General features: G+C 61.0%; 17 protein-coding genes. 2 read left to right on the top strand and 15 right to left on the bottom strand.

What is annotated here, in order from left to right:
• Nucleotides 1–5: 5 nt before the first annotated feature.
• On the bottom strand, nucleotides 6–1,241 hold the full coding sequence (locus tag E3T50_RS15120) for an epoxide hydrolase family protein (protein ID WP_255454297.1): 1,236 nt from the start codon (nucleotides 1,239–1,241) through the stop codon (nucleotides 6–8).
• 292 nt (nucleotides 1,242–1,533) lie between these two features.
• Here E3T50_RS15120 and E3T50_RS15115 point away from each other — a divergent pair, with 292 nt between their 5' ends.
• Nucleotides 1,534–2,481 (top strand): beta-keto acid cleavage family enzyme, encoded by a 948-nt coding sequence (locus E3T50_RS15115; protein WP_166784322.1) that lies wholly within the window; start codon nucleotides 1,534–1,536, stop codon nucleotides 2,479–2,481.
• Between the two features lie 88 nt (nucleotides 2,482–2,569).
• Here E3T50_RS15115 and E3T50_RS15110 read toward each other — a convergent pair whose 3' ends face one another.
• Nucleotides 2,570–3,208 (bottom strand): lipoyl protein ligase domain-containing protein, encoded by a 639-nt coding sequence (locus E3T50_RS15110; RefSeq protein WP_134553121.1) that lies wholly within the window; start codon nucleotides 3,206–3,208, stop codon nucleotides 2,570–2,572.
• A 402-nt stretch (nucleotides 3,209–3,610) separates the two neighbouring features.
• Here E3T50_RS15110 and E3T50_RS15105 point away from each other — a divergent pair, with 402 nt between their 5' ends.
• Nucleotides 3,611–4,576: a sugar-binding transcriptional regulator gene (locus E3T50_RS15105; protein ID WP_134553119.1), complete on the top strand. Its 966-nt coding sequence runs from the start codon at nucleotides 3,611–3,613 to the stop codon at nucleotides 4,574–4,576.
• Between the two features lie 59 nt (nucleotides 4,577–4,635).
• Here the strand turns inward: E3T50_RS15105 and E3T50_RS15100 are convergent, their stop codons facing one another.
• The 13 genes from E3T50_RS15100 to E3T50_RS15040 all read right to left on the bottom strand — a co-directional run bounded on the left by E3T50_RS15100 (nucleotide 4,636) and on the right by E3T50_RS15040 (nucleotide 19,459).
• The gene (locus tag E3T50_RS15100; RefSeq protein ID WP_198418003.1) at nucleotides 4,636–5,355 is read right to left on the bottom strand and encodes a 2-oxo acid dehydrogenase subunit E2; all 720 of its coding nucleotides are present in this window, start codon (nucleotides 5,353–5,355) and stop codon (nucleotides 4,636–4,638) included.
• Nucleotides 5,307–6,176: a class II fructose-bisphosphate aldolase gene (locus tag E3T50_RS15095; protein WP_134553163.1), complete on the bottom strand. Its 870-nt coding sequence runs from the start codon at nucleotides 6,174–6,176 to the stop codon at nucleotides 5,307–5,309. Before E3T50_RS15095 ends, E3T50_RS15100 begins: the two co-directional genes overlap by 49 nt.
• Before the next feature lie 39 nt (nucleotides 6,177–6,215).
• Complete coding sequence (locus tag E3T50_RS15090) at nucleotides 6,216–7,775, bottom strand: FGGY family carbohydrate kinase (protein ID WP_134553117.1); 1,560 nt, start codon at nucleotides 7,773–7,775, stop codon at nucleotides 6,216–6,218.
• Complete coding sequence (glpD, locus tag E3T50_RS15085) at nucleotides 7,772–9,499, bottom strand: glycerol-3-phosphate dehydrogenase (protein ID WP_134553115.1); 1,728 nt, start codon at nucleotides 9,497–9,499, stop codon at nucleotides 7,772–7,774. The genes E3T50_RS15090 and glpD overlap by 4 nt, the downstream gene beginning before the upstream one ends.
• A gap of 38 nt (nucleotides 9,500–9,537) precedes the next feature.
• On the bottom strand, nucleotides 9,538–9,780 hold the full coding sequence (locus E3T50_RS15080) for a biotin/lipoyl-containing protein (RefSeq protein WP_092341282.1): 243 nt from the start codon (nucleotides 9,778–9,780) through the stop codon (nucleotides 9,538–9,540).
• Between the two features lie 17 nt (nucleotides 9,781–9,797).
• Nucleotides 9,798–10,826 carry an alpha-ketoacid dehydrogenase subunit beta gene (locus E3T50_RS15075; protein ID WP_134553113.1) on the bottom strand — a complete coding sequence of 343 codons (1,029 nt, stop codon included), beginning with the start codon at nucleotides 10,824–10,826 and terminating at the stop codon, nucleotides 9,798–9,800.
• Nucleotides 10,823–11,806, bottom strand: coding sequence for a thiamine pyrophosphate-dependent dehydrogenase E1 component subunit alpha (locus E3T50_RS15070; protein ID WP_198418002.1), 984 nt, complete (start codon nucleotides 11,804–11,806; stop codon nucleotides 10,823–10,825). The genes E3T50_RS15075 and E3T50_RS15070 overlap by 4 nt, the downstream gene beginning before the upstream one ends.
• Before the next feature lie 74 nt (nucleotides 11,807–11,880).
• Nucleotides 11,881–12,813 carry an HAD-IIA family hydrolase gene (locus tag E3T50_RS15065; protein WP_198412045.1) on the bottom strand — a complete coding sequence of 311 codons (933 nt, stop codon included), beginning with the start codon at nucleotides 12,811–12,813 and terminating at the stop codon, nucleotides 11,881–11,883.
• Entirely contained in the window at nucleotides 12,810–14,315 is a 1,506-nt protein-coding gene (locus E3T50_RS15060) for a xylulokinase (protein WP_134553111.1), read from the bottom strand. The genes E3T50_RS15065 and E3T50_RS15060 overlap by 4 nt, the downstream gene beginning before the upstream one ends.
• Nucleotides 14,312–15,754 (bottom strand): iron-containing alcohol dehydrogenase, encoded by a 1,443-nt coding sequence (locus tag E3T50_RS15055; RefSeq protein WP_134553109.1) that lies wholly within the window; start codon nucleotides 15,752–15,754, stop codon nucleotides 14,312–14,314. Before E3T50_RS15055 ends, E3T50_RS15060 begins: the two co-directional genes overlap by 4 nt.
• Complete coding sequence (locus E3T50_RS15050) at nucleotides 15,751–16,674, bottom strand: ABC transporter permease (RefSeq protein ID WP_241990963.1); 924 nt, start codon at nucleotides 16,672–16,674, stop codon at nucleotides 15,751–15,753. Before E3T50_RS15050 ends, E3T50_RS15055 begins: the two co-directional genes overlap by 4 nt.
• Nucleotides 16,675–16,791: 117 nt before the next feature.
• Nucleotides 16,792–18,402: a sugar ABC transporter ATP-binding protein gene (locus tag E3T50_RS15045; RefSeq protein ID WP_134553105.1), complete on the bottom strand. Its 1,611-nt coding sequence runs from the start codon at nucleotides 18,400–18,402 to the stop codon at nucleotides 16,792–16,794.
• Between the two features lie 79 nt (nucleotides 18,403–18,481).
• Nucleotides 18,482–19,459, bottom strand: coding sequence for a substrate-binding domain-containing protein (locus E3T50_RS15040; protein WP_134459519.1), 978 nt, complete (start codon nucleotides 19,457–19,459; stop codon nucleotides 18,482–18,484).
• Nucleotides 19,460–20,697 lie beyond the last annotated feature (1,238 nt).

Genomic DNA, 20,697 nt, shown 5'->3' with positions numbered 1-20,697 from the left:
GTGCGTCAGCGCAAAGTTCGGAAAAAATCCCGAACGTCAGTTACGTAGATATCCGGTTCCTCCAGAGGAGCAAAGTGTCCACCGCTGCCGTGGACCCGGTACTGCTTGAGGTTGAAATACTTTTCCGTCCAGGTTTTCGGAGGCTTGTAAATTTCTCCCGGGTAGATCGAGACCGCAGTCGGCGCTCCCACAACGGGGAAGCGGCTGTGACTCGGCGTCCAGGGATTTCCGCGGCACTCCCAGTAGTACCGGGAAGAGGTCCCGCCCGTTCCGGTAAGAAAGTACACCGCGGCGGTCGTGATCAAGTCATCTTTTGGCCAGACATTCTCGAATGCCGCAGTGCCGCTGCCACGTTCCGCGAGTCCCCAAAAGTACCGCTTCTCGGTGATCCACGCTAGCTGTGCTGCCGGGGAGTCGGCGACGAGCGCCGCGAGTGTCTGGGGCTTCGTCAATTGGAGTTCCCCGTAGCCGCTTTCATTCTCGACGAACAGCTTGCCGCGATCAAACCACCCGGCTTCGTCCGCGGAGTACTCGCTCGCCGCCGGTAGTCCCAGAGCAGAGTCGTACCTGACGCCTTCCGGCTGGTCGGGATGTTCCGCGAGATAATGCGACATCTGCGCCGGAAAGTGCGTGTAGACCCCGATGACGTCTGATTCGTACTTGTGACCGTGCTGTTGGGCGATCAGCGCTCCCCAGTCGCCCCCCGCCGTAGCGTAGCGGTCGTACCCAAGAATCTGTTTCATGAGCACGTTTTCGAGATCGGCGGTCTTCCAGAAGTTCCACCCCGTCTCGGTCAGCGGTGACGAGAACCCATAACCGGGCAGTGAGATGAGAATCACGTCGAACGAGTCGGATTCCTTGCCGCCGTACTTCACCGGGTCTGTCAGAGGCTCGATGATCTTGCGCACGTCCCAGAACGTCCAGGGCCAACCGTGGTGGAGCAGCAGCGGCATCGGGTTCTTCCCTTTGCCACGCACGTGAATGAAGTGAAGGGGAACGCCCATCACATCCACTGTGAAGTGTGGGAGTTCGTTCATCTGGCGCTCCACGGCGCGCCAGTCGTACTCGTTGATCCAGTAGTCGATAAGGGTGCGGTGATACTCGGTGTTGTAGCCGTAGCGCCAATCTTCGTTCCCGAAGTCCTGGGGAAACCGTGTCCGCTTCAGCCGCTCCATCATGTCGTCAAGATCTGCGTCGGGGATGCGGATCTCATACGGACGGACCTCAAACGAATTCGACAATGTAGAACCTCCTTGTTCCGTGTCGCATCAGCGCTGCGTTGTATATTCAACCTGTGCGTACATATTCAGTGTATATCTTGACCGGGTCTGCGTGTCAACGAAATGTGTCAATTTGCTCAAATCCGCGTGTGGCGCTCTGCGGTTGCCTCGCTTCGAGACTCTGTCGAATGCGTGAAATTGGGGCCCAGAACCTGCGCTAGAGTCTGCGGACAGGGATCAAATGCCGTCGTCGGGTCTTGCCGATGCGTCGGATCGCTGCCGATGCAGTCTTCACGAGAAAGCGAAGTGGATCATGGGCACTGCCCTCGACAAGTACGCAGATATGAAGCCGAACTGGGATTACCCGGTCATCATTGAGTCTCACATCAATGGGATCCGTACCAAAGAAATGAACCCGAACACCCCCATTTCTTACGAGGAGATTGCCGAAGACGCGATACGCTGCTGGGAGGCCGGCGCCGGCGCGATCCACGCCCACAACACCAGTTTTGATCTCATGGGCGAAGACGCGTACAAGGATTACATGCGCACGTGGGACAAGGTACTGCAAAAGCACCCTGACATAACGTGGTACCCCACCACCTGTAACAATCTTCGTCTCAAGGGCGACGAGAACGGGCTCCAGCACGTACCCTTTCTCATCGAGAAGGCAAACGTTCGGATCGCCTGTGTCGACACCGGACTCACGCTCTTCGCTACGCAAGCGGACGCCGAGGGCTACCTCGCCGGCCCCGAATTCGGGTTCAACTACGAGCGCGTCGGCAGCCAAATCAAGATGCTGCGTGAGCACAACACCCCCATGGTCTTCGGCGTCTACGAACCCGGGCACCTTCGCCACGCCATGCACTACGTCAACAACGGGCTCTCCACGCCCGGCTCCATGTGGGATTTCTACCTCATCGGAGACTACGGCCTCACCGCCACGGATCCTATCGGGACGAACGGAATGAAGCCGAGTCTTGAGAGCTTGTACTACTACCTCTGGATGATCGAGGAAGCGAAGGTGAAGCACCCGTGGTACATCTCGATCTGGGGTCAGGGGGCACTCGATGACACCGCAATTCTGCGCAGGGCGATCGAGCTCGGGGGTCACATCAAGACCGGCCTGGAGCTATTCTATGATCCGGCCCGCAACCCGACAAATCTTGAACTGCTTCAGCAGGCCCAGGAGATCGCTCGGGAGGTCGGCCGGCCCATAGCGACCGCGGACGAGGCGAGAGCGCTGTACAACATCCGCTGATCCGCGTCCGACGGAACTACTGTGCCGGTCAAGACCACGATGAATGGCGAGCATCCGGCGGAGTCGTCTGCGACGGTTGAGGGGCTACTCACGCAAGCGCACCTCGAACGGGGGTTGTCTGCGGCAGCGCCCATGCGGCGTGTCGTTGTTGGAGCCCCGTCACAAGCGCGTGCACGATTTCGTCGGGTGACCCTTGCACCCCCTCGTCGCGCACGCTTCCCAGGCTCTCTGGCGACCAGTCAAGTTTCATGGCGCTGTAAACCGCGTCCACGACTGGACTCAGTCGCCCGGGTGTCTCAAGCACGATGCAAGCGGTAAGAAGCCGGGCTCGGCGCATGGCGCGCTGAGCGATTCCCACGATCTTCACTTGCCCCCGCGCGTTTACGCTATGGATACCCGCACAGTATTCGCCGGCGACTTGCCCTATTCGTGCGTCGATGCCCAGGTCCATCAGTACGTCCCGAAAAGAGGCAGCGCCGGCATCAAAGGCCGCAATGTGATTATTGAAGAGCGCCAGCGGTGCCATGAGATCGATGACGAGGCAGGTCTGGTCATACGCCACCGCCCGTCCTCCCGCGAGGCGAATCACCGGGTCAAAGCCGTGCTCACGAGCCGCTGCCGACGCGGCGGCGAATTCTGGCATCAAGCTCTCACGCCGGCTGAACGCCACGGTGGGAACAGGGCGGTAAGCCCTGATCCGAGCATGATCGTTGAGGTCTTCCTGCATGCCGCGGAGCACACGCAAGCTCTCGTCGATGTCATCTTGCGCTGTGGTGCCGACCCGACCCAGTGATAATTCCGGTATGCGAGCGGGCAGCTGTTTCGCATCGGTCATGACGTGCGAGACCTATTTTCTGTATTCATGGACAGGAGACCGTTCGCTTGACTGATCAGCTGGCAGTTCTGTCTGCACGCCACGAGGTGCGGGTGCCGTCCTGGTTGCTGTCGCGCCCAGGATGCAGGGCTGGACGAATTCGACACGGGCCAACACGCCGTGGGATCGCCATCCGTCGGCCTCCTCACGCATTGATTCAAATTTATCGCTTCCAGAAATAGCCTAGATCGTGCTGGATATTCTTGCAATTGACGAATCTTGATACACTCAAGTATCTTAGCGAAAGGAAAAGCCTTGGCTGCTGATTCTGAACCGCGCCGCTTCATGACGAAGGTGGCGCGTATGTATTACACGCACGGCATCCGCCAGATCGAGATCGCGGCGAACCTGGGCATATCGCAAGCCCGCGTTTCCCGGCTACTGCAGGCCGCCGAGCAAGCGAAAATCGTGCGAACGATTGTTGTCATCCCGGAGGGCCTGCACGCAGAGATCGAAGAAGATCTTCAGGGGCGCTATGGGTTGTCCCAGGTTCACGTCGTGGAGGCGCTGGATCCGAACGACGAGGCCGGCATCAATCGCGACCTCGGCGAGGCCGCCGCGCTCATCCTCTCGGCAATGCAATTATCGGGGAAAACTATTGGCTTTACTTCGTGGAGCCGGTCACTGCGTTCACTCGTGGCTACCCTTGAACCGTCGAAAAAGAAGTCCGACGCCACTCGCATCGTCGAGATGCTCGGGGACGTCGGCCCGCCACAGCTGCAGCATGATTCCACCCGTTCCACGCAGCGCTTTGCCGACCTGATCGGTGGGACTCCCCTGTTCATCCGCGCTCCGGGGGTTCTCTCTTCTGCGGAAGTGCGTGAAGCAATGATTAGCTACGACGCACACACCCGCGAAGCGATCGCGGCGTTAGATGAGTTGGACGTGGCCCTTGTCGGTATTGGTACCTGTAGTATCGACGCACCGTTGGAGCCGGGCGGCAACTTTTTCACAGTAGAACAATTCGAAATGGCAAAGTCGCTCGGCGCCGTTGGACAGATCAACCTCAGGTTCATCGACGCGGAAGGAATCCCGATCGAGAGCGAGCTTGACTCCCTTGTGATCGGCGTGACCCTGGCCCAGCTTCCCGCCAAGGGCGGACGATTTGCCGTCGCTGGTGGAAGGTCGAAGTACGAGGCTGTGCGCGCGGCCCTGCGCGGTCACTGGATCGACACCCTGATCACGGATATGGAAACGGCAGAGCGACTCCTGCGGGAGTAATCGCAGGTGAGCGGCGGCCCGCACCGCGAGCCGCCGCCGCCGTCACCGCATGCACTCTGTTAGAGCGGCGCTTCCAGTTTCGCCTTTAACGCCGCGAGGAACTCGGCCGCAACCGCGCCATCCAGGGCACGGTGATCCGACGTCAGGGTCAGTTCGGCGATCGGCCGCCACCCCCCGCCATCCTCAGTCCAGACATTTCGGCGAATCGTGGCTCCAACCGCCAGGATCGCGGCTTGGGGCGCATTCACGATGGCATCGAAGCGGGTCACCCCGAGCATGCCGAGATTCGAAATCGTGAACGTCCCTCCAGTGATGTCGTCGCGTCCCAGTCCGCCGGAACGTGCACGGCCGACGATGTCGCGCCTGCGCTGAGCGATCTCTTCAAGATCCAACTGATCGGCGTTGTGGATAATCGGTACTGTCAGACCCTTATCTGTGGCGACCGCTATACCGACGTGAGCTCGGGGGAAAGATACGACCGCTTCGCCGTCGACGTGGACGTTCACCGCCGGCACAACGGTCAGCGCATGCGCGGTTGCGCGAACAAGCACGTCCGTCACTGTCGCCCCCGGCACGACGACCTTGGCACGCGATGCCTCCGTCATGTCGACCTCCACCGTGAGGTGGAACACCGGCGCTTCCCACGCCGTGACCATGCGCCGCGCCGCGGTTCGACGCATACCCTTCAGCTCGGTGCGCTGACCCTCGTCGAGATCCAGTGGTTGCGTCATCACGCCCGCGCTTCGGTCAAGACGGCGGTCGTCGAGGCGCCGGCACACCCGTACTCGCGCATCTTTGCGATCGTCGCGACGATCATCTGGCGCTTTCCTTCAGACATGGCATCTTCGAGCTGGCGGTCACCCTGGGCCCAGATCTCTTCAATTCCGCGGCGAAAGGCATGGCGCAGATCGGTATCGGCGTTCAGCTTGTGCACACCAGCCGCGATCGCGGCGCTGATATCCGACTCCGGTACTCCCGACGCTCCGTGCAGAACGAGAGGAACGCCCGTGACATCCCGAATGCGCTGGATTCGTTCGATGTCCAGGGGCAGGGGGTCACCGGAAGTGATGCCGTGCATCACACCTGCCGAGATCGCCAGGAAGTCGACACCGGTTTCCGCGACGAATCTTTCGGCTTCGTCGACGTTAGTGTAGTGAGCCGACCAGTCGATCCCGTTGGATGCATCGGGAATGCTGCCCAGTTCGGCTTCCACTGGAACGCCGAATGAATGGGCGACCTGAACGACGTAGCGGGTAGTTTTCAAGTTTTCTTCGAATGGCAAGTGCGAGCCGTCGAACATGATCGAGTCAAATCCGAGACGCAGCGCTTCGAACACCTCGTCGTACGTTCCGTGGTCGAGGTGGACAACCGCATCCGCTCCCCTGCCGTCAAGTTCACGACGGGTCATGCGGTAGGCGGCCTCGAGGCCCATGTGAGGAACGATCGCCCGCCCAACCTGCAGGAACACTGGTGATTGAGCGCGAATTGACGCTTCGATCAGTGCTTGCGTGGTCTCAGGGTTGTGCATATTGAAACCACCTACTGCATAGCCGCCTGCTCGGGCGCGGGCAACGTAGTTTTCGGCTGTCTTCGTGGTCATCATGATCCTCTCGATTGATTCTGTTGTTGGACCAGCACGTCAGTGTGCGGCCAGTATCGGGACGGAATCTGGGACCGTCCCGTTAGTCGGGTGAGGTGGTGCCGGCGGCATCATGCGCGCGGATCGCACGGCGGCCTGCCAACCGCCGTAGAGCTGGTCGCGACGATCGCTGCTCATACGGGGCTCGAATACTCGCTCCGCGCGCCACGTTTCGCGCACGAGATCTTGCGCGTTCCAAAGACCCACCTCCGCTCCGGCAATATAGGCAACTCCGAGAGCGGTGCGTTCGAGGCCCTCCGGCCGAACGACGGGCATGCCGAGGATGTCTGCTTGGAACTGGCACAGGAAGTTGTTGCAGACCGCTTTTCCATCTACCTTCAGCGACATCACGTTCATACCGCCGGCGCGCAAAGCATCAAGGTTGTCGCGCGTCTGGTATGCCATGGCTTCGAGCGCCGCGCGAACAATTTGGTCGATGCCCGTGTCAAGGGTCAACCCAAAAATTGATGCGCGGACGTCTTTGTCCCAGTAAGGGTCGCAGAGGCCGGCGAACGCCGGAACAAAGTACACGCCCTGGGTATCCGTGACCCGTTCTGCGATGCGCTCCATCTCCGCTATGGATCCAACTGCCCGCATCTTGTCACGCAGCCAATGAAGCGTCTGCCCGCTGTGGAATACCACCCCTTCGACTTCGTAGCTGGTGAGTCCAGGAATGTTCATCGCCACGCTGGTAGTCATTCCGGCCAGGAGCAGCGGGCTGCTTCCGACGTTGGCGACGAGCACGCCAGCGGTTCCAAACGTGTTCTTGACTGAACCCTCGTCGAAGCATCCCTGCCCAAAGAGCCCGGCCTGTTGATCAGCGATGATCGCGTGGATGGGTATGTGATGGCCGGCGCCGCCGGGCAGAATGCTGGGGTCAAGGTAGCCGAAGTGCGAATTGGAAGCACGCACCTCGGGGAGCAGCTCCTGAGGGATTCCGTACACGTCGCACAGTCGGTCGTCCCACACGAGTTGGTCGATGTTGAGCAATGCCGTTCGCGACGCCGATGTCGCATCGGTGACGTGCTCACGCCCGCCGGTGAGGTTCCAGACAAGCCAGGTGTCGACCGTTCCGGCAGCGTAGGCGCCTGTGCCTGCAAGCGCTTTGAGCCCCGGGACATTCTCGATGAACCAGGCCAGTTTGGGGGCTGAGAAAAACGAGTCGTTCCGGAGGCCGGTGCGCGTGCGGATCTCGGCGTCGAGTCCCATGTCGGACCAGCGCTGCACGATCTCATCGGTCTGGTGGGAAGACCACATGATCGCATTGTGTACGGGGATGGAGGTGGATCGGTTCCAGATCAGACAGGTCTCCCGGTGAGTTGTCACCCCGACCGTTGCGATATCGCGCGCCGTCAACCCCGACCGGTCCATTACCTCGTCGATCGCTGCCCGCATCGCAGTCCACAGCTGGGCCGGGTCAAGTTCAACCCAGCCGTGGTTGGGAAAAAGGGGCGTGAGCGAATTTGATGCCTCGGCGACGATCCGCCCGTCCGTATCGACGAGTACCGCCCTCGCGCTGCTCGACCCTTCGTCGAGCGCGAGGACATAGCGGCCTGTCATAGGTCTGCCCGGCCGGCGTGGACGCCGACGTCGCCGACGGTCAACCCACTTTCACGTGCACCGGATGTCGTACGACCCGGAATTTGCGCTGTGGGTCGGCCGGGGACGGCTAGGTGGCCGAGCCACTCAACGTAGCCGTCGATCTCATTCTGGATACGGTTTTCATCCCAGCCGTTGATGGCCGCCATGATCGTCGCGATCCGCTCGGCACCCTCAATGCCGTGATCCGGTTCAAACGCCAGCAGAAGACGTCTCGCCATAACGTCTGTGAGAGTTCGCGCAAATTCTTCATTGATGGCGAAGACCACTTCAGCGGCCAGAGCCCCCGACTTCTCGTCGACGATCTCAGCAAGACTGGCGTCGTTACTCACGAGAGCCACTATGTTCGCTGCCCGCACTCCGTACAGAGCGAGGAGGCGCTTCGCCACTAATGGTGGCAGAGCACCGTTCGCAATGAACGCCTTCGAGAACGTCTCATAGTTCGCGACTCGAGCACCAGGAAGTGGGCTCGTCAAAGTGATTGTTTTGACCTTTTTGGCGCCCAGGCTGCGAAGCGCCAAGTCGACGGCGTCCTCTGAGAGCTGCCGGAACGTCGTGAGCTTGCCCCCGATAACGGAGAAGAGGCCTTCGACGCCGTCTTTAGCGTGGTCGTGGATGATGTGGCTGCGCGGAATCTTCCATTCGGGCACACCGGGCGCGTAGGGCAATGGTCGAACGCCGCTATAGGTGTACAGAACGTCGTCGGTGCTGAGTTTTGCGCCCGGCACGAGAGTGTTGACCTCGTTGAGCAGGTAGTCGATTTCCGACTGTTCTGCGCGAGCAGAGTCCGGCTCCTCGTCGTAGAGGTTGTCGGTGCACCCGATGAGGTATCTGTCCATCCACGGTATGACGAGGACCAGACGGCCATCCGCCTGCGACTCGTAGTACACGACGTCACGAGGAGCCCCGGGGAAGGGAGCCACGACGATATGGCTGCCTTTGGAGCCGCCGATGAATCGGGGTGAACTGACTCCCCCAAAATCAGCCAGCAGGCGGTCGACCCACGGGCCAGCGGCGTTCATGACCACGCGTCCGCGCACGGAATGACGTTCTCCGGTGATCGAATCGGTGTACTCGACGCCGGTCACTCGCGAATCGGACTTCAGGAGCCCATCGACTCGGGAGTGGGTGACGATGTCGGCCCCGTCACTCTTTGCTGCCACCGCGAGTTCAACACAGAGGCGCTCAGCATATTCAACCTGCCCGTCGATGAAGACCGCGGAACCTGTGAGTCCGGCAGGCTCCATCCCGGTGAAGCGGGACAGCACCGCGCGCTTCGTCAGAATGCTGTGATTAGGTTGCTTCTTGTCCCACGAGAGTACGTCGTAGGCGATCATGCCGAGGCGGATCAACCACGACGGCCGCTTGTTGCGGGCGTAGAAAGGCATGAGAAGCGGCACAGGCTTCACGAGGTGCGGAGCGAGCTTGAAGAGGCGCTCGCGCTCCTTCAGGGATTCGCGCACCAGGGCGAAGTCCTTATGCTCCAGGTATCGGAGGCCACCGTGAATGAGTCGCCCCGACCACGCGGACACACCACTGCAAATATCTTCCTGGTCGATGACGATGGTTCGCAAGCCACGCGCGGCAGCGTCGCGCGCTATGCCGAGTCCATTTATACCGGCACCCACGACGATGAGGTCATAGGGTGCGCGGGTGTCGCCGGCGTTCACTAAAGATGCGCTCATGGCTCCTCCTCCTTCGTTGTTTTCGTCTACGCTCGCGTTTAGTCGGTTTCGATCACAGCAAGAATGGTGCGGACCTCGACTGAGGCACCTTCCTCGACCAAGATCTCCACCAGGGTTCCCGTGGCGGGTGACTCGAGGGTTTCCTCAACCTTCTCCGCCTCAACCTCCGCCAGGGGTTCGTCTTCATCGACGTGGTCGCCCACCTTCTTGAGCCACTCGACGATTGCCCCTTCACTCATTCCCATTCCCCACTGGGGAAGCAACACATCTATACGCGCCATTTGATCCTCTTTCGTAATTAAACTGCGGCTGCGACCGGCTGAAGCGCCGGCAGGTCGACGACGCGCCGGATGGCGGCCGCAATGGTGACCTTCGTCGGATACATCTGCTTTTCGAGCGAGGGACTAAAGGGAATTTGCATGTCCGGTGCCGTTACACGAATGATCGGGGCTTTAAGCGAATCAAAGATTTCTTCCGCGACGAGCGCACTGATCTCCGCCGCTGCACCGCAGGTGCGGTGCGCCGGCTCGGCAACGACCAATCGACCCGTCTTCGCCACCGACCGCAAAATGGCATCACGGTCGAGTGGAACGAGCGTCCGTGGATCAATGACCTCGACGGACACGCCTTCCTTTGCGAGTTCTTCCGCTGCAGCCACGGCCTCCGGCACTGAGCTCGAGATAGCTACGACGGTGACATCCGTTCCTACCCGCGCCGTGCGTGCGACGCCCAGCGGCACCCAAAACTCGTTCTCGTCTACGTCCTCCTTCGCGCTCCACAGGAGGCAGGCCTCGAAGCTGAGGATTGGGTCGTCGGAATCGACCGCGGAGCGGAGAAGCCCTTTTGCGTCCGAGGGCGTGGCGGGGGCAATTATTTTCAGTCCGGGGACGTTCATGAACATCGGATACGGACGGTCCGAGTGATGCGCGCCGGTGTTCAGTCCATAGAACATGGCGGAGCGGAAGACCACGGGCATCGAGGCCTGGCCGCCGAACATGTACCGGTTTTTCGCCACCTGGTTCACGAACTGGTCCATGGCCATGTAGAGGAAGCTCGAGTAGGAGAGGTCGACTATCGGGCGCAGCCCGGTCATCGCAGCACCAGCGGCCGCGCCGACAATGCCCTCCTCGGAGATCGGGGTGTTGCGAATGCGGTTCTTGCCGTAGCGCTGCAAAAAATCACCCTTGTCGCTGCGGGATTTGCCGCCGCCGGTCGTGCCATAGACATTGGCTTCGACGTCTTCGCCGATGATTATGACGCGCTCGTCGGCGTCCATGGCTTCGCGCTGGGCTGCGCCGATAGCACCCAGATAGCTCATCACAGTCATGCTGCGGACTCCTTGTCGGTGTAGAGGTCGTCAAAGGCGACCGAAAGATCGGGGTAGGGACTCGCGTCCGAGAATGCGACAGCCGCGTCGACCTCGGCGAGCGCAGTAGCTTGGAGGCCATCGAGTTCATCGTCAGAGAATCCGTGGGATGCCAGATAGTGGCGAAAGAGCATGATCGGATCTTTTTTCAACCAGGCGTCGCGCTCTTCGGCGTTTCGGTAGTCCGTACCAAGTCTCAGCCCTTCGGAGTGTTCGTTGTACCGGTAGGTCATGACCTCCACCAGTGTGGGGCCGTCCCCGGCGCGCGCCCGTGCTACCGCTTTGGAGACCGCGTCGTAAACAGCCAGAACGTCTTGTCCTTCTTCAACTCTGATTCCGGGCATCCCGAATCCAGCGGCACGTTCGGAAATGATGCCCGATGTCACGGTGTGAGCCGGGGTGCTCAGCGCGTACTGGTTGTTTTCGCACAGGAAGATCATCGGGAGGTCCCACACGCCGGCCATGTTCATCGACTCGTAGAGGACGCCCTGATTGGCGGCTCCATCGCCGAAGAACGCGAGCGCTACTTTGCCGTTGTTCAGCACCTTCGACGAGAGGGCTGCTCCATTGGCGATCGGGATCGACGACCCCACGATGCCGGACTCGCCGAGGCTTCCCACCGCGAAGTCAGCAAGGTGCAGCGAGCCGCCCTTGCCTTTGCAGACGCCCGTCGCCTTGCCTACAAGCTCAGCCATGAGCGGGCCGAGCGGTGAGCCTTTTCCGATGGGGTGGCCATGGCTGCGGTGGTTTCCACTCATGTAATCACCGGCGCCAAGGGCCATGGTGGCGCCGACAACCTGCGCTTCTTGCCCGATGCTGGTGTGAACAGTGCCGGGAATGTGGCCTCGTTTCACCATCTTGGATGCACGCTCATCGAACGCGCGGATTCTCAACATTCGCAGCTGCATTTCACGCAGGGTATCGCGTGCCAGTTCGGCCATTGGGAACCGCCTTTCTCTCGACGTCTTCGTCTGCGTTCGCGAGTGAATATTCATTCGCGTTATGAAACTCTATGCTACGCACTTCTGTGTCCCACTGCAAGCGAATCCGATGGGACATCAGACCAACCGAGTTGATGCCGTACAGCCGCTGGAATGACATGGTCCACTCGGTCAAGAATGTAGGTGGGCTGGTCCGCTGCAGCGGTGCGCGCCACCGAGTCGAGGTCGGCGTCTCCGGTGAGAACGAGCGCGGAGTCCATCCGGGCATCCACGGCCATTTTCACGTCCGTGTAGAGCCGATCGCCCGTCATGAGGCATTGCTCAGGCCGTAGCCCCAGGGTTGCCATCACCGTTTCAAGCATGATCACGCTGGGCTTTCCGGCGTTGGCGACGCAGGACACACCGGTGCACGCCTCGATCGCCGCGACAATCGCCGCCGCGTCAGGCTCGCCGCGGCCACCAGGAAACGGGCAATAGCGATCAAGGTTGGTCGCCACCAGGATCGCATCCCGCTTCCACAAAGCGTCGAATGCTATTTGAAGCTTGGAATAGTCGAACCCTCGGTCATAGCTCGCCAAGACGATCTCTATCTCGTCGGGGTTGGACGACGTAGGGATGCCCGCATCCCGCAGCGCCGTAATCAGCGGTTGTTCAGCGATCGGGTAAACCGTTTTACCGGGGTGTTCGCGACTGAGCCAGGCGACCATGCTCACCACGGAGTTGACAACCTCCTCGGGTGCAACCTGAATGCCGAGTTTCGTGAGTTTGGATACGTACATTGCCCGGTCGAGCGTTGGGTTGTTCGAGAGGAACACCACCCGACGTTGCGTCTCGCGGAGGTGCGCCAGGAGCTGAAGCGCTCCTGGAAGAAGCTCCTCGCCCAGATAAATGGTGCCGTCCAGGTCGAACAGGTAGGCGTCGTAGACCCGTTTGGGCAGCGCCCGCAGTGCGGTGCCCCCCGTCGGCGCCGCTGGCAGGCCGAGGCTGGTCGCTGTCGTTTCACTCACGCCATCACTTCGATCCGGTCGTGGAAAAAGGAGCGGAACGCGGGGTAGATCGCCGCGTATCGGCGATAAAGCGCTTCGTAGTCGTCGGCCGCTTTCGGGTCGGGTTCATATCGGAAATCGGTGGCACTCATGGCCTCGGCGGCGTGGCGAATGCTGGGAAAAAGTCCCGCCCCGAAGGCTGCGAGCATACCGGCGCCGAGACAGGTTGTTTCCCTCTGGCGCGACAATACAACGGGCCGGCGCAGAACGTCCGCGATTATCTGGCACCAGAGCGGGCATTGCGACCCGCCACCCATGGCGACGAATTCTTCCACGGTGTCCCCCGTGGCCTGCTCGACCTGGTCCTGGCTCAGCCGCAGTTCGAAGGCAACGCCCTCGAGCACGGCACGGTAGATGTGGGCACGACGGTGCACACCCTGCAGCCCCACAATGATTCCGCGGGCCTCATGGTCCCAGTAGGGCGTGAGCGCTCCGTTCCAGTAGGGGACAACATACAGGCCGTCACTGCCCCTGGGCACCACCGAGGCTTCGGACTCCATGGCCGCCTCGACCCCGCCGCGAGACTTCTCCGAGGAGTGAGTGAACGTATCGATGAACCAGGAAATCATGTACGTGCCGGCCCCTACGAAGGTTTCGTACGCGAAGCTCCCTGGAATGGTACCCATCATCGCCCGATACGCCCTGTCGGGCTGATAGTGAGAGGAGTAGGTGCCGGAGATCAAGCCCGTGCCGATATTGAGGTACGCCCGTCCCGGTGCCGCGACCCCCGCCCCGAGGCCGGCGCACTGTCCGTCACCGGCTCCCGCGACGATGAGCGTGCCAGGGAGCAGGCCAAGAAGCTCGGCGGCATCGATCGTGAGACCCCCGATGACGTCTCCGGGAGAGTGCAGGGCGCACAGTTGAGAACGGTCGAGACCGAGGTGCGTCAGGACAGCTGCATCGTAGTCGCCGGTTCGAATGTCGACGAGGCCGGTGGGGTCCATGCTCGCGGTCGAGGTTGCCCAGAGGTCGGTCATGCGGTGCACCAGATAGCCGTGCACCTCGACGATGTGCGCCGTTCGGCGCAAAACCTCGGGTTCATGCTCGGCCAGCCACAGCAATTTATAGTACGAAACGGTCGTGTTCGGCGGCTTCCCTGTGCGGTCGTGCACATCAGCCGAACCAAACTGGTCCACCTGCTCACCGGCCCTGGAATCGAGCCAGAGCATCGCGGGTCGCACGGCTTCGCCGTCGACGTCGAGGCATACGAAACTCTCGCGCTGGTGGGTTACGGTCAGGGAGACAACACGGCTGACGTCGAGGCCCTCGACGGCACTGCGCACCGCGCTTTGCATAGCTGTCCACCATTGGCGCGGATCTTGTTCACCGCGCCCCGGCGCGGGGATACTCAAGTCGAGCTCGGCCCGCCCACTGGCAACCTCGGTGCCATTCGCGTTCCAGACACTCGCTTTCGCGCCGGTGGTTGAGCAGTCCACCGCGATGACCACGCGATCATCGCTCATGACGTCGGCTCACTCTCCGTCTGAAAGGCCTGCTCAATCACCACGTCCACGTCGGCCGGCGTCCACCAACCAAGGAGGAAGAGCAGGTCGATGACCGTGAACCGGTCGCGCATGAAAAGACAGTTCGCGACAGCCCACCGCCAGATATCCGGGGTGACCCATTCGACAAGGTCGCCCGGGGTGGTGGGTGAGCCCGCGGCGAGCAGACCGGCCGATAATGACGCGGGCGTGGGGACGGCGGCAGCGATAGCGACACCATCGGAAATCGCGTTGGCGACGAGGCCCTTCATACGCTCGGGGTCGGCGTTCCACGCCTTGATCTTGCGGGCGTAATCGGACCAGCATTCCTCACCGCGACCGCCGGTCTCGTCGCACACATCGAACGCTCGCTTCACGTGCTGTTCAAGGTCGCTCGCTGCGGGGAAACGTAGGGTGAACTCACCCTCGGCGACCCGGCGGCGCAGTAGGTCCCACGCTGCGGACGCGACCTGAGTTGCAACGCCAACCTGGGCTCCGTGGAGGCCGGTCGGCAGGTTGTGGGCGGCGGCGTACATGTCGAGCATGTGCGAAACGACGTGCTCAACACCGGAGAGGCAGGCCGTGGTACCCGCAATCCCTGTGCCCATTCCGCGGATGGCGAGCATCCGGGTGAGGTCCAGCACGGCTCCGGGCGCACCATTGGCGAGACCGTCTGCCCAGGTGGCGGGGTCGCCGGCGAACTCGAGCAGGAAATCCCGGGGGGTCAGCCGAAAACTATTGTCAAAGCCCAGGCGGTTGGCGAGTTCCCAGTCGGCAGGAGCGGTGTACAGCGAGAGCACCTCACCGAAACCGGCAGTGTTCATGGCAACGGGTGCGTCTGCGATTGTCGTCGTGTCGGCGAGCACGACGTCGGGCCACCGGGACGGGATAGTGCGCTTCACCCCATTGCGCAAGACCACCGAGACGTTGTCGGTAAAGCCGTCGACGGATGCTGCGGTCTGCACGATCACGAGCGGGATTCCACCTTGGCGTTCGGTGGCCACCTTTCCAATGTCCGAAATCGTGCCGCTACCGATCGCCACGGCGCAGTCATATCCTTCAATGGCAGCCGTCGCAGTTTCGAGCGCGTCTTCGTTGGCGTGCAGCTGTCCCGCGTGACCAAGCACGACAATCTGGACCGCGAACGCCTCGGCAAGGAGTTCGCACAGTTGCTGCTTCAGGTCGCGGCCGTCGCGCAGGATGGTCGTCTCGTCGACGAGCACTACAACTCGTTGCATTCCTGTAGATCCAACGGCTATCAGGCCCTTCACCGCTGGGACCAAGCCGAGGCTCGCTTCGGGCGATATCACCAGTGAGCGGATGCCGAGTGGCACCAGTTCGACCGCGTCGGGTGTTGAGGCGATGACCGCGCGGATCGCGTCGAGGTCGGTGGGATCGGTGATCGTGGCGAATGCACTCATGTGTGTCTCCTGCTCGACTTTCGGTCAGTAAGTACCGCGGCGGCGATGACGGCGCCAATAACCACGGGCTGGAGGTTGGCGGAGACGTTCAGCAGCGACATTCCGTTATTCAGGACTCCGATGATGAGGAGTCCGACGAACGTGCCAAGGAGGCTGCCCGATCCGCCAGAGAGGCTGGCTCCGCCGATGACAACTACGGCGATAACGTTCAGGAGGTCGGCAGCGCCAGCGGTGGGCTGAGCGGAGTCGAGTCGCGATGTGACCAGAAGACCGGCTACTGCGGCTAGTAATCCGGCGATGGTGTAGACCAAAATTTTGGCGCGCCGCACGGGAAGTCCAGATAGGCGAGCCACCTCCTCGTTTCCGCCGATCGCATAGAGCGCACGGCCCGACGGCCTGAACTTGAGCCAGAATGCCGCAGTGGCGAATATTGCGACGAGAATAACGCCTTCAATAGGAACGCCAAGAATGCTCGTCGCTGTGATCGCAATGAACCAGTCGGGGAACCCCGTGATTGGGTTGCCGTTGGTGATGAACAACGCGAGGCCAGCCGCTGCCGACATAGTTGCCAGCGTCGCGATGAACGGTTGCAGTTTGCCGTAGGCGGTGAGGATGCCGTTGATGAGGCCGACGAGGGCGCCCACGATAAGGCCCGCGAGCAGCGCGACTTCGAAAGGCCACCCGGCCATTTTGTACATCGCGGCCATGGACATGGAGCTGAGCGCCAGTACGGAGCCAACCGACAGGTCGATGCCTCCCAGGAGGATGATCAGAAGAGCTCCGACCGACATGACGCCGACAGCTGAGACTTGGCTCAGGATGTTGAGCAAGTTGCGAGGGGTCAGGAAGTACGGGGATAGGAATGAGAGTGCGACGAATATAACGATCAGGCCGATCAGGGGACCGGGAATCTGGCTCATTATTTGCCGGACTCGACTCGTGTTGCCGGACGCAGCAGACCGCGGCGCGATCTCGCTCTGCGTGGGCGGAGAGTCTGGCCGAGGTGGGGTGACGTTGCGGTCGACTATGGCCATGATTCAGTTCTCCTGCGTGCTGATCGGCGTTCGGAACTCTTCTTCGCCGTCGATTGGCGACTCGAGTGGGGATTCTCTTGGGACGTTGCTGAGCGCAAGGGCCATGACTGCTTCCGGTGTCGCGTCCGCACGGTCGAGAATCGCACGCTGGCGGCCACCGGACATCACGAGCACGCGGTGCGAAAGGCCGAGTACCTCTTCGAGTTCTGATGAGACGACGATGACGCCGACGCCGGTTTCGGCTAGTGCTCTGATGGTCTCGTAGATCGTCATCTTCGCTCCGACGTCGACCCCCCTGGTGGGCTCGTCGAGGATGAGCACCTTGGGTTCGTTCACCAGCCACTTCGCCAGCAGGACCTTCTGCTGATTTCCGCCGGAGAGAGAGCCCACGGGAATGTCGAGTCGTCCGCGGATGTCCAGGAAGTCGCGCAGCTTGTTCGCCGTGGCCGTCACCTTCTTCTTCGTGATAATTCCGGCTGAGCTCATCTCTTTCTCCCACGGGAGAGTGATGTTTTCGGCACCGGTGCGGTCCAGGTTGAGTCCTTGGCCCTTCCGGTCCTCGGGAACCATCGCGATCCCAGCGTCGATGCCAGACCGTGGGTTTCTGATATGAACGACCCCGCCGCGCACGCTGATCTCTCCGGCGTCGGCTTGATCTGCCCCGGCGATGGTTCGCACGACCTCGGTTCGGCCAGCCCCCACGAGGCCAGCGAAGCCGAATATTTCTCCGCGACGAACATCGAAGTCGATGCCCTCAAATACTCCGGTTTTGCTCAATCCTGTGACCGATAGTGCGATCTCGTCGGTAGCGGGCTTGGGCGCCCGGTGCGAAAAGACAAAGTCGCGGCCAACCATTGCCTTGACCATTTCGTCTTTCGTGATCTCACTCGCTGGCCAATTTCCCACCAACGCGCCATCCCTGAGGCACACGATCGTGTCCGCGACTTCTTTGATCTCGTCGAGGCGATGGGAAATGTACACGATTCCCACGCCACGTTGTCTCAACGCTGCGATCTGGGCGAAAACGTGTTGCGTTTCGGACTGTCCGAGGGAAGCCGAAGGCTCATCGAAAATGATGTATTTCGGTTCTCGGGAGAGGGCGCGTGCAATCTCGATTTCCTGCTGCGCCGCAATGGAAAGTCCGGCGACGGGGCGGCGTGGGTCAGTCTGTGAACCGACGAGCTCGAGGTATTCCCTCGCCTCGTCGTTGATGCGATTCCGATCGATCACTCCTCGGCGACGAGGCAGCCGCCCGATAAAAATGTTTTCCGCTACCGACAGCTCCGGAACCATACGAATCTCTTGGTGAATAAGCGCGACGCCATTTTTTAATGCGTCTGAAGGCCGAGCTGGTTCGTAAGGGACGCCGTCAATGGTCATCGACCCGCCGTTGGCTTCAACTATGCCCGCGATAATCGACGACGTTGTCGACTTTCCGGCCCCGTTCTCGCCGATGAGTCCAATAACGTTTCCGGGCCGGAGCGTAATGTCAACGTCCTTGAGTACGGGAATTCCCCAGTAACTTTTGGACAGCCCCGTGCAAATGAGACCCGCAGAATCTCCGTCTGCCCGGCCGTCGTGAGTTGTTTGTGCAAGTGTCTGTACCACTGTCATCCATTCATCGCGATCGGAATAGAGGCCGGTGGGAGACGGTCCAACGTGGCTACCACGTCTCCCACCGGCAGCTGTTCGATTACTTGAAGTCGGGACCGTAGAACTTCGCGGGATCGTTGTCAGCGACGTTCTCACCGGTGACGAGCACCGTGTCCTGGTACTGCAGTGCGGGAATGTCGCCGCCATTTCCCTCGGCAATTTTCACCGCGTCCTGGACCGACAGTTGCCCCATAAGGTACGGCTGCTGCGCCATCGTGGCTTGGGTGAGTCCGTCTGCAACCGCCGTGAACATCGTCGGAAATCCGTCGATACCGACGAAGACCAGGCCGGTGCGACCTTCCTGCTGTGCAGCCTTAGCTGCGCCCAGAGCCATGGCGTCGCTTTCGCCGAAAATTGCCTTCAAGTTGGGATTTGCCGTCAGGATGTTCTGCGCGGCGGTGAATGCCTTGGTCTCGTCCCAACCGGCTGATTCCTGAGCGACGACTTTAACGTCGGGATAGTTCGCCAGTGCGTTCGCGCAGCCTTCGCTGCGCTGCAACTCCGCGGTGGAGCCGAGCGGGCCTTGGAGGATCGCTATGTCGCCGGCGCCACCGAACTGGTCAAACATCCAGGTGCACAGCTTCTCGGCTGCCGCGACACTGTCCGTCGCGATGTAGGTCGCAAGTTTGCCGTTGCCAGACTCAGGCTTTTGGTCGACGGCAACGATCGGGATACCGGCGTCATTGGCCAGCTTGACGCCGGCTGCTGCTGACGTCGCGTCCTGGGCGATGAAAATGATCACATCGACCTGCTGGGTGATCAAATCCTGAACCTGGTTGACCTGCTGACCGGAATTGTTGTTGGCGGAGAGCGTGACGAGCTTATAACCGGCCTCGTCTGCAGCCTGCTTCATTCCGTCCACTGCTGCGACGTAGAACAGTGATTTTTGGTCCGCGACTGCGATCCCAATCGTTTTGCCATTCTCGCTGCCGTTCCCGGAAGCGTCTGCCGGGGCAACAGTCGCGCTGCAGCCGGTAAAAAGCAGGGCGGCCGACAGCGCGGCTGCGGAGGCGATCATACTTTTCGGTCGAAATTTAGTCCTGTGCATGCGTTTCTCCTTTGAAACTATTCACAATGAGTCAAATATTTATTCATAAGTTGATCGACCATTCGGTCTAGGGTCGAGTGTGGCATGCTGCCGGAAATGTGTCAAGAACCGACATCGTCATGCCGCGCCTGATTGCGACTCCTTAGACCACAGCAGCCCATGGGTATCTCGCACCCCTGATCCCGTTCGATATAGCGACGAGATGCTGGTTCAGCTGTCAAGCGCAGTGAGACCCTCCAGCCATCGGGGAGGCACGGATCGGTGCGGCGCCACCGGCGAGACCGCCCCGTAACCAGGTGAATCCACCCCCAGCACAGACCATGTTTGCGGACAAGTCACGGCAATAGCCTCGATGAAAGGACACACTGCACCCGGTTTTGCGGCCGGGGTCTTGAGCGACGGTCGACTCGTTGCCCAGCTGGACATAGTTGTCACCGGGTACGACCACGTGTTAATAAACGATTTTGAGGTCGGGGACCCTGTCAGGATTCCGTGTCGTTCCTGAAAGCAGCGGAGCCTTCAGCCAGCGGTGCACGATTTGATCATGAGACCGCTGACTGGCACAGTGCCACGTCTGCCATTGCCCGGGCCTGCCACGCTGCTGGGTCCTCCGTCACTATGCCCGCTGGGTCCGGCGGTTATGCCGCGTCTGACCGAGACGATGAATGATCACACGCCTCGCCCCAGGCCGATGAAGGCAACTGCGAAGCCCCCGTTCCGGGCCGGAACATCGGCAGTGCGTCGCTCTTCTTCGGTGCGACGGCAGGCCGTCGGCCACAGCAGAGTCCGCTCCGGACGCCTCAGGTGCCACGGTCACGATCTTCTCGTTGACTGCTACCCGTGTTTTATTGAAGTGACCGGATATGTCAGCGAGGCCCGTCCTCTCCACTACACCGCGAGGACACGGTGAGCGATTCCTTGACACCACCAACGCTTGTCGCCGTGCTCCGCCGGAAGTCGTTCGCTGCTCTGCAAGCGGCCGGCACCGAATGCGTACGTCCCACTTTCGGCTGCACCGGCGGCGCTGTTAGCTCCAGCGCCACCTACGATTTGGTGGTGGATCGTTTGAGGCCTGTTATGTTTTCCAGTGATAGTTCGGAGTCGGCGAAGGTCTGATCGTCTGAGAAGGACTTCATGCGTGCGATGCGGTAGATGATCAGGCCGTAGAGGCACTTGGCGAGGATGTCGGCCACGGAGTAGCCGATTTG

Source organism: Cryobacterium gelidum (genome assembly GCF_004403985.1).
GTDB classification, from domain to species: domain Bacteria; phylum Actinomycetota; class Actinomycetes; order Actinomycetales; family Microbacteriaceae; genus Cryobacterium; species Cryobacterium gelidum.
Note: the sequence above shows the minus strand (reverse complement) of the source record. Positions and strands in the feature narration are given on the sequence as shown.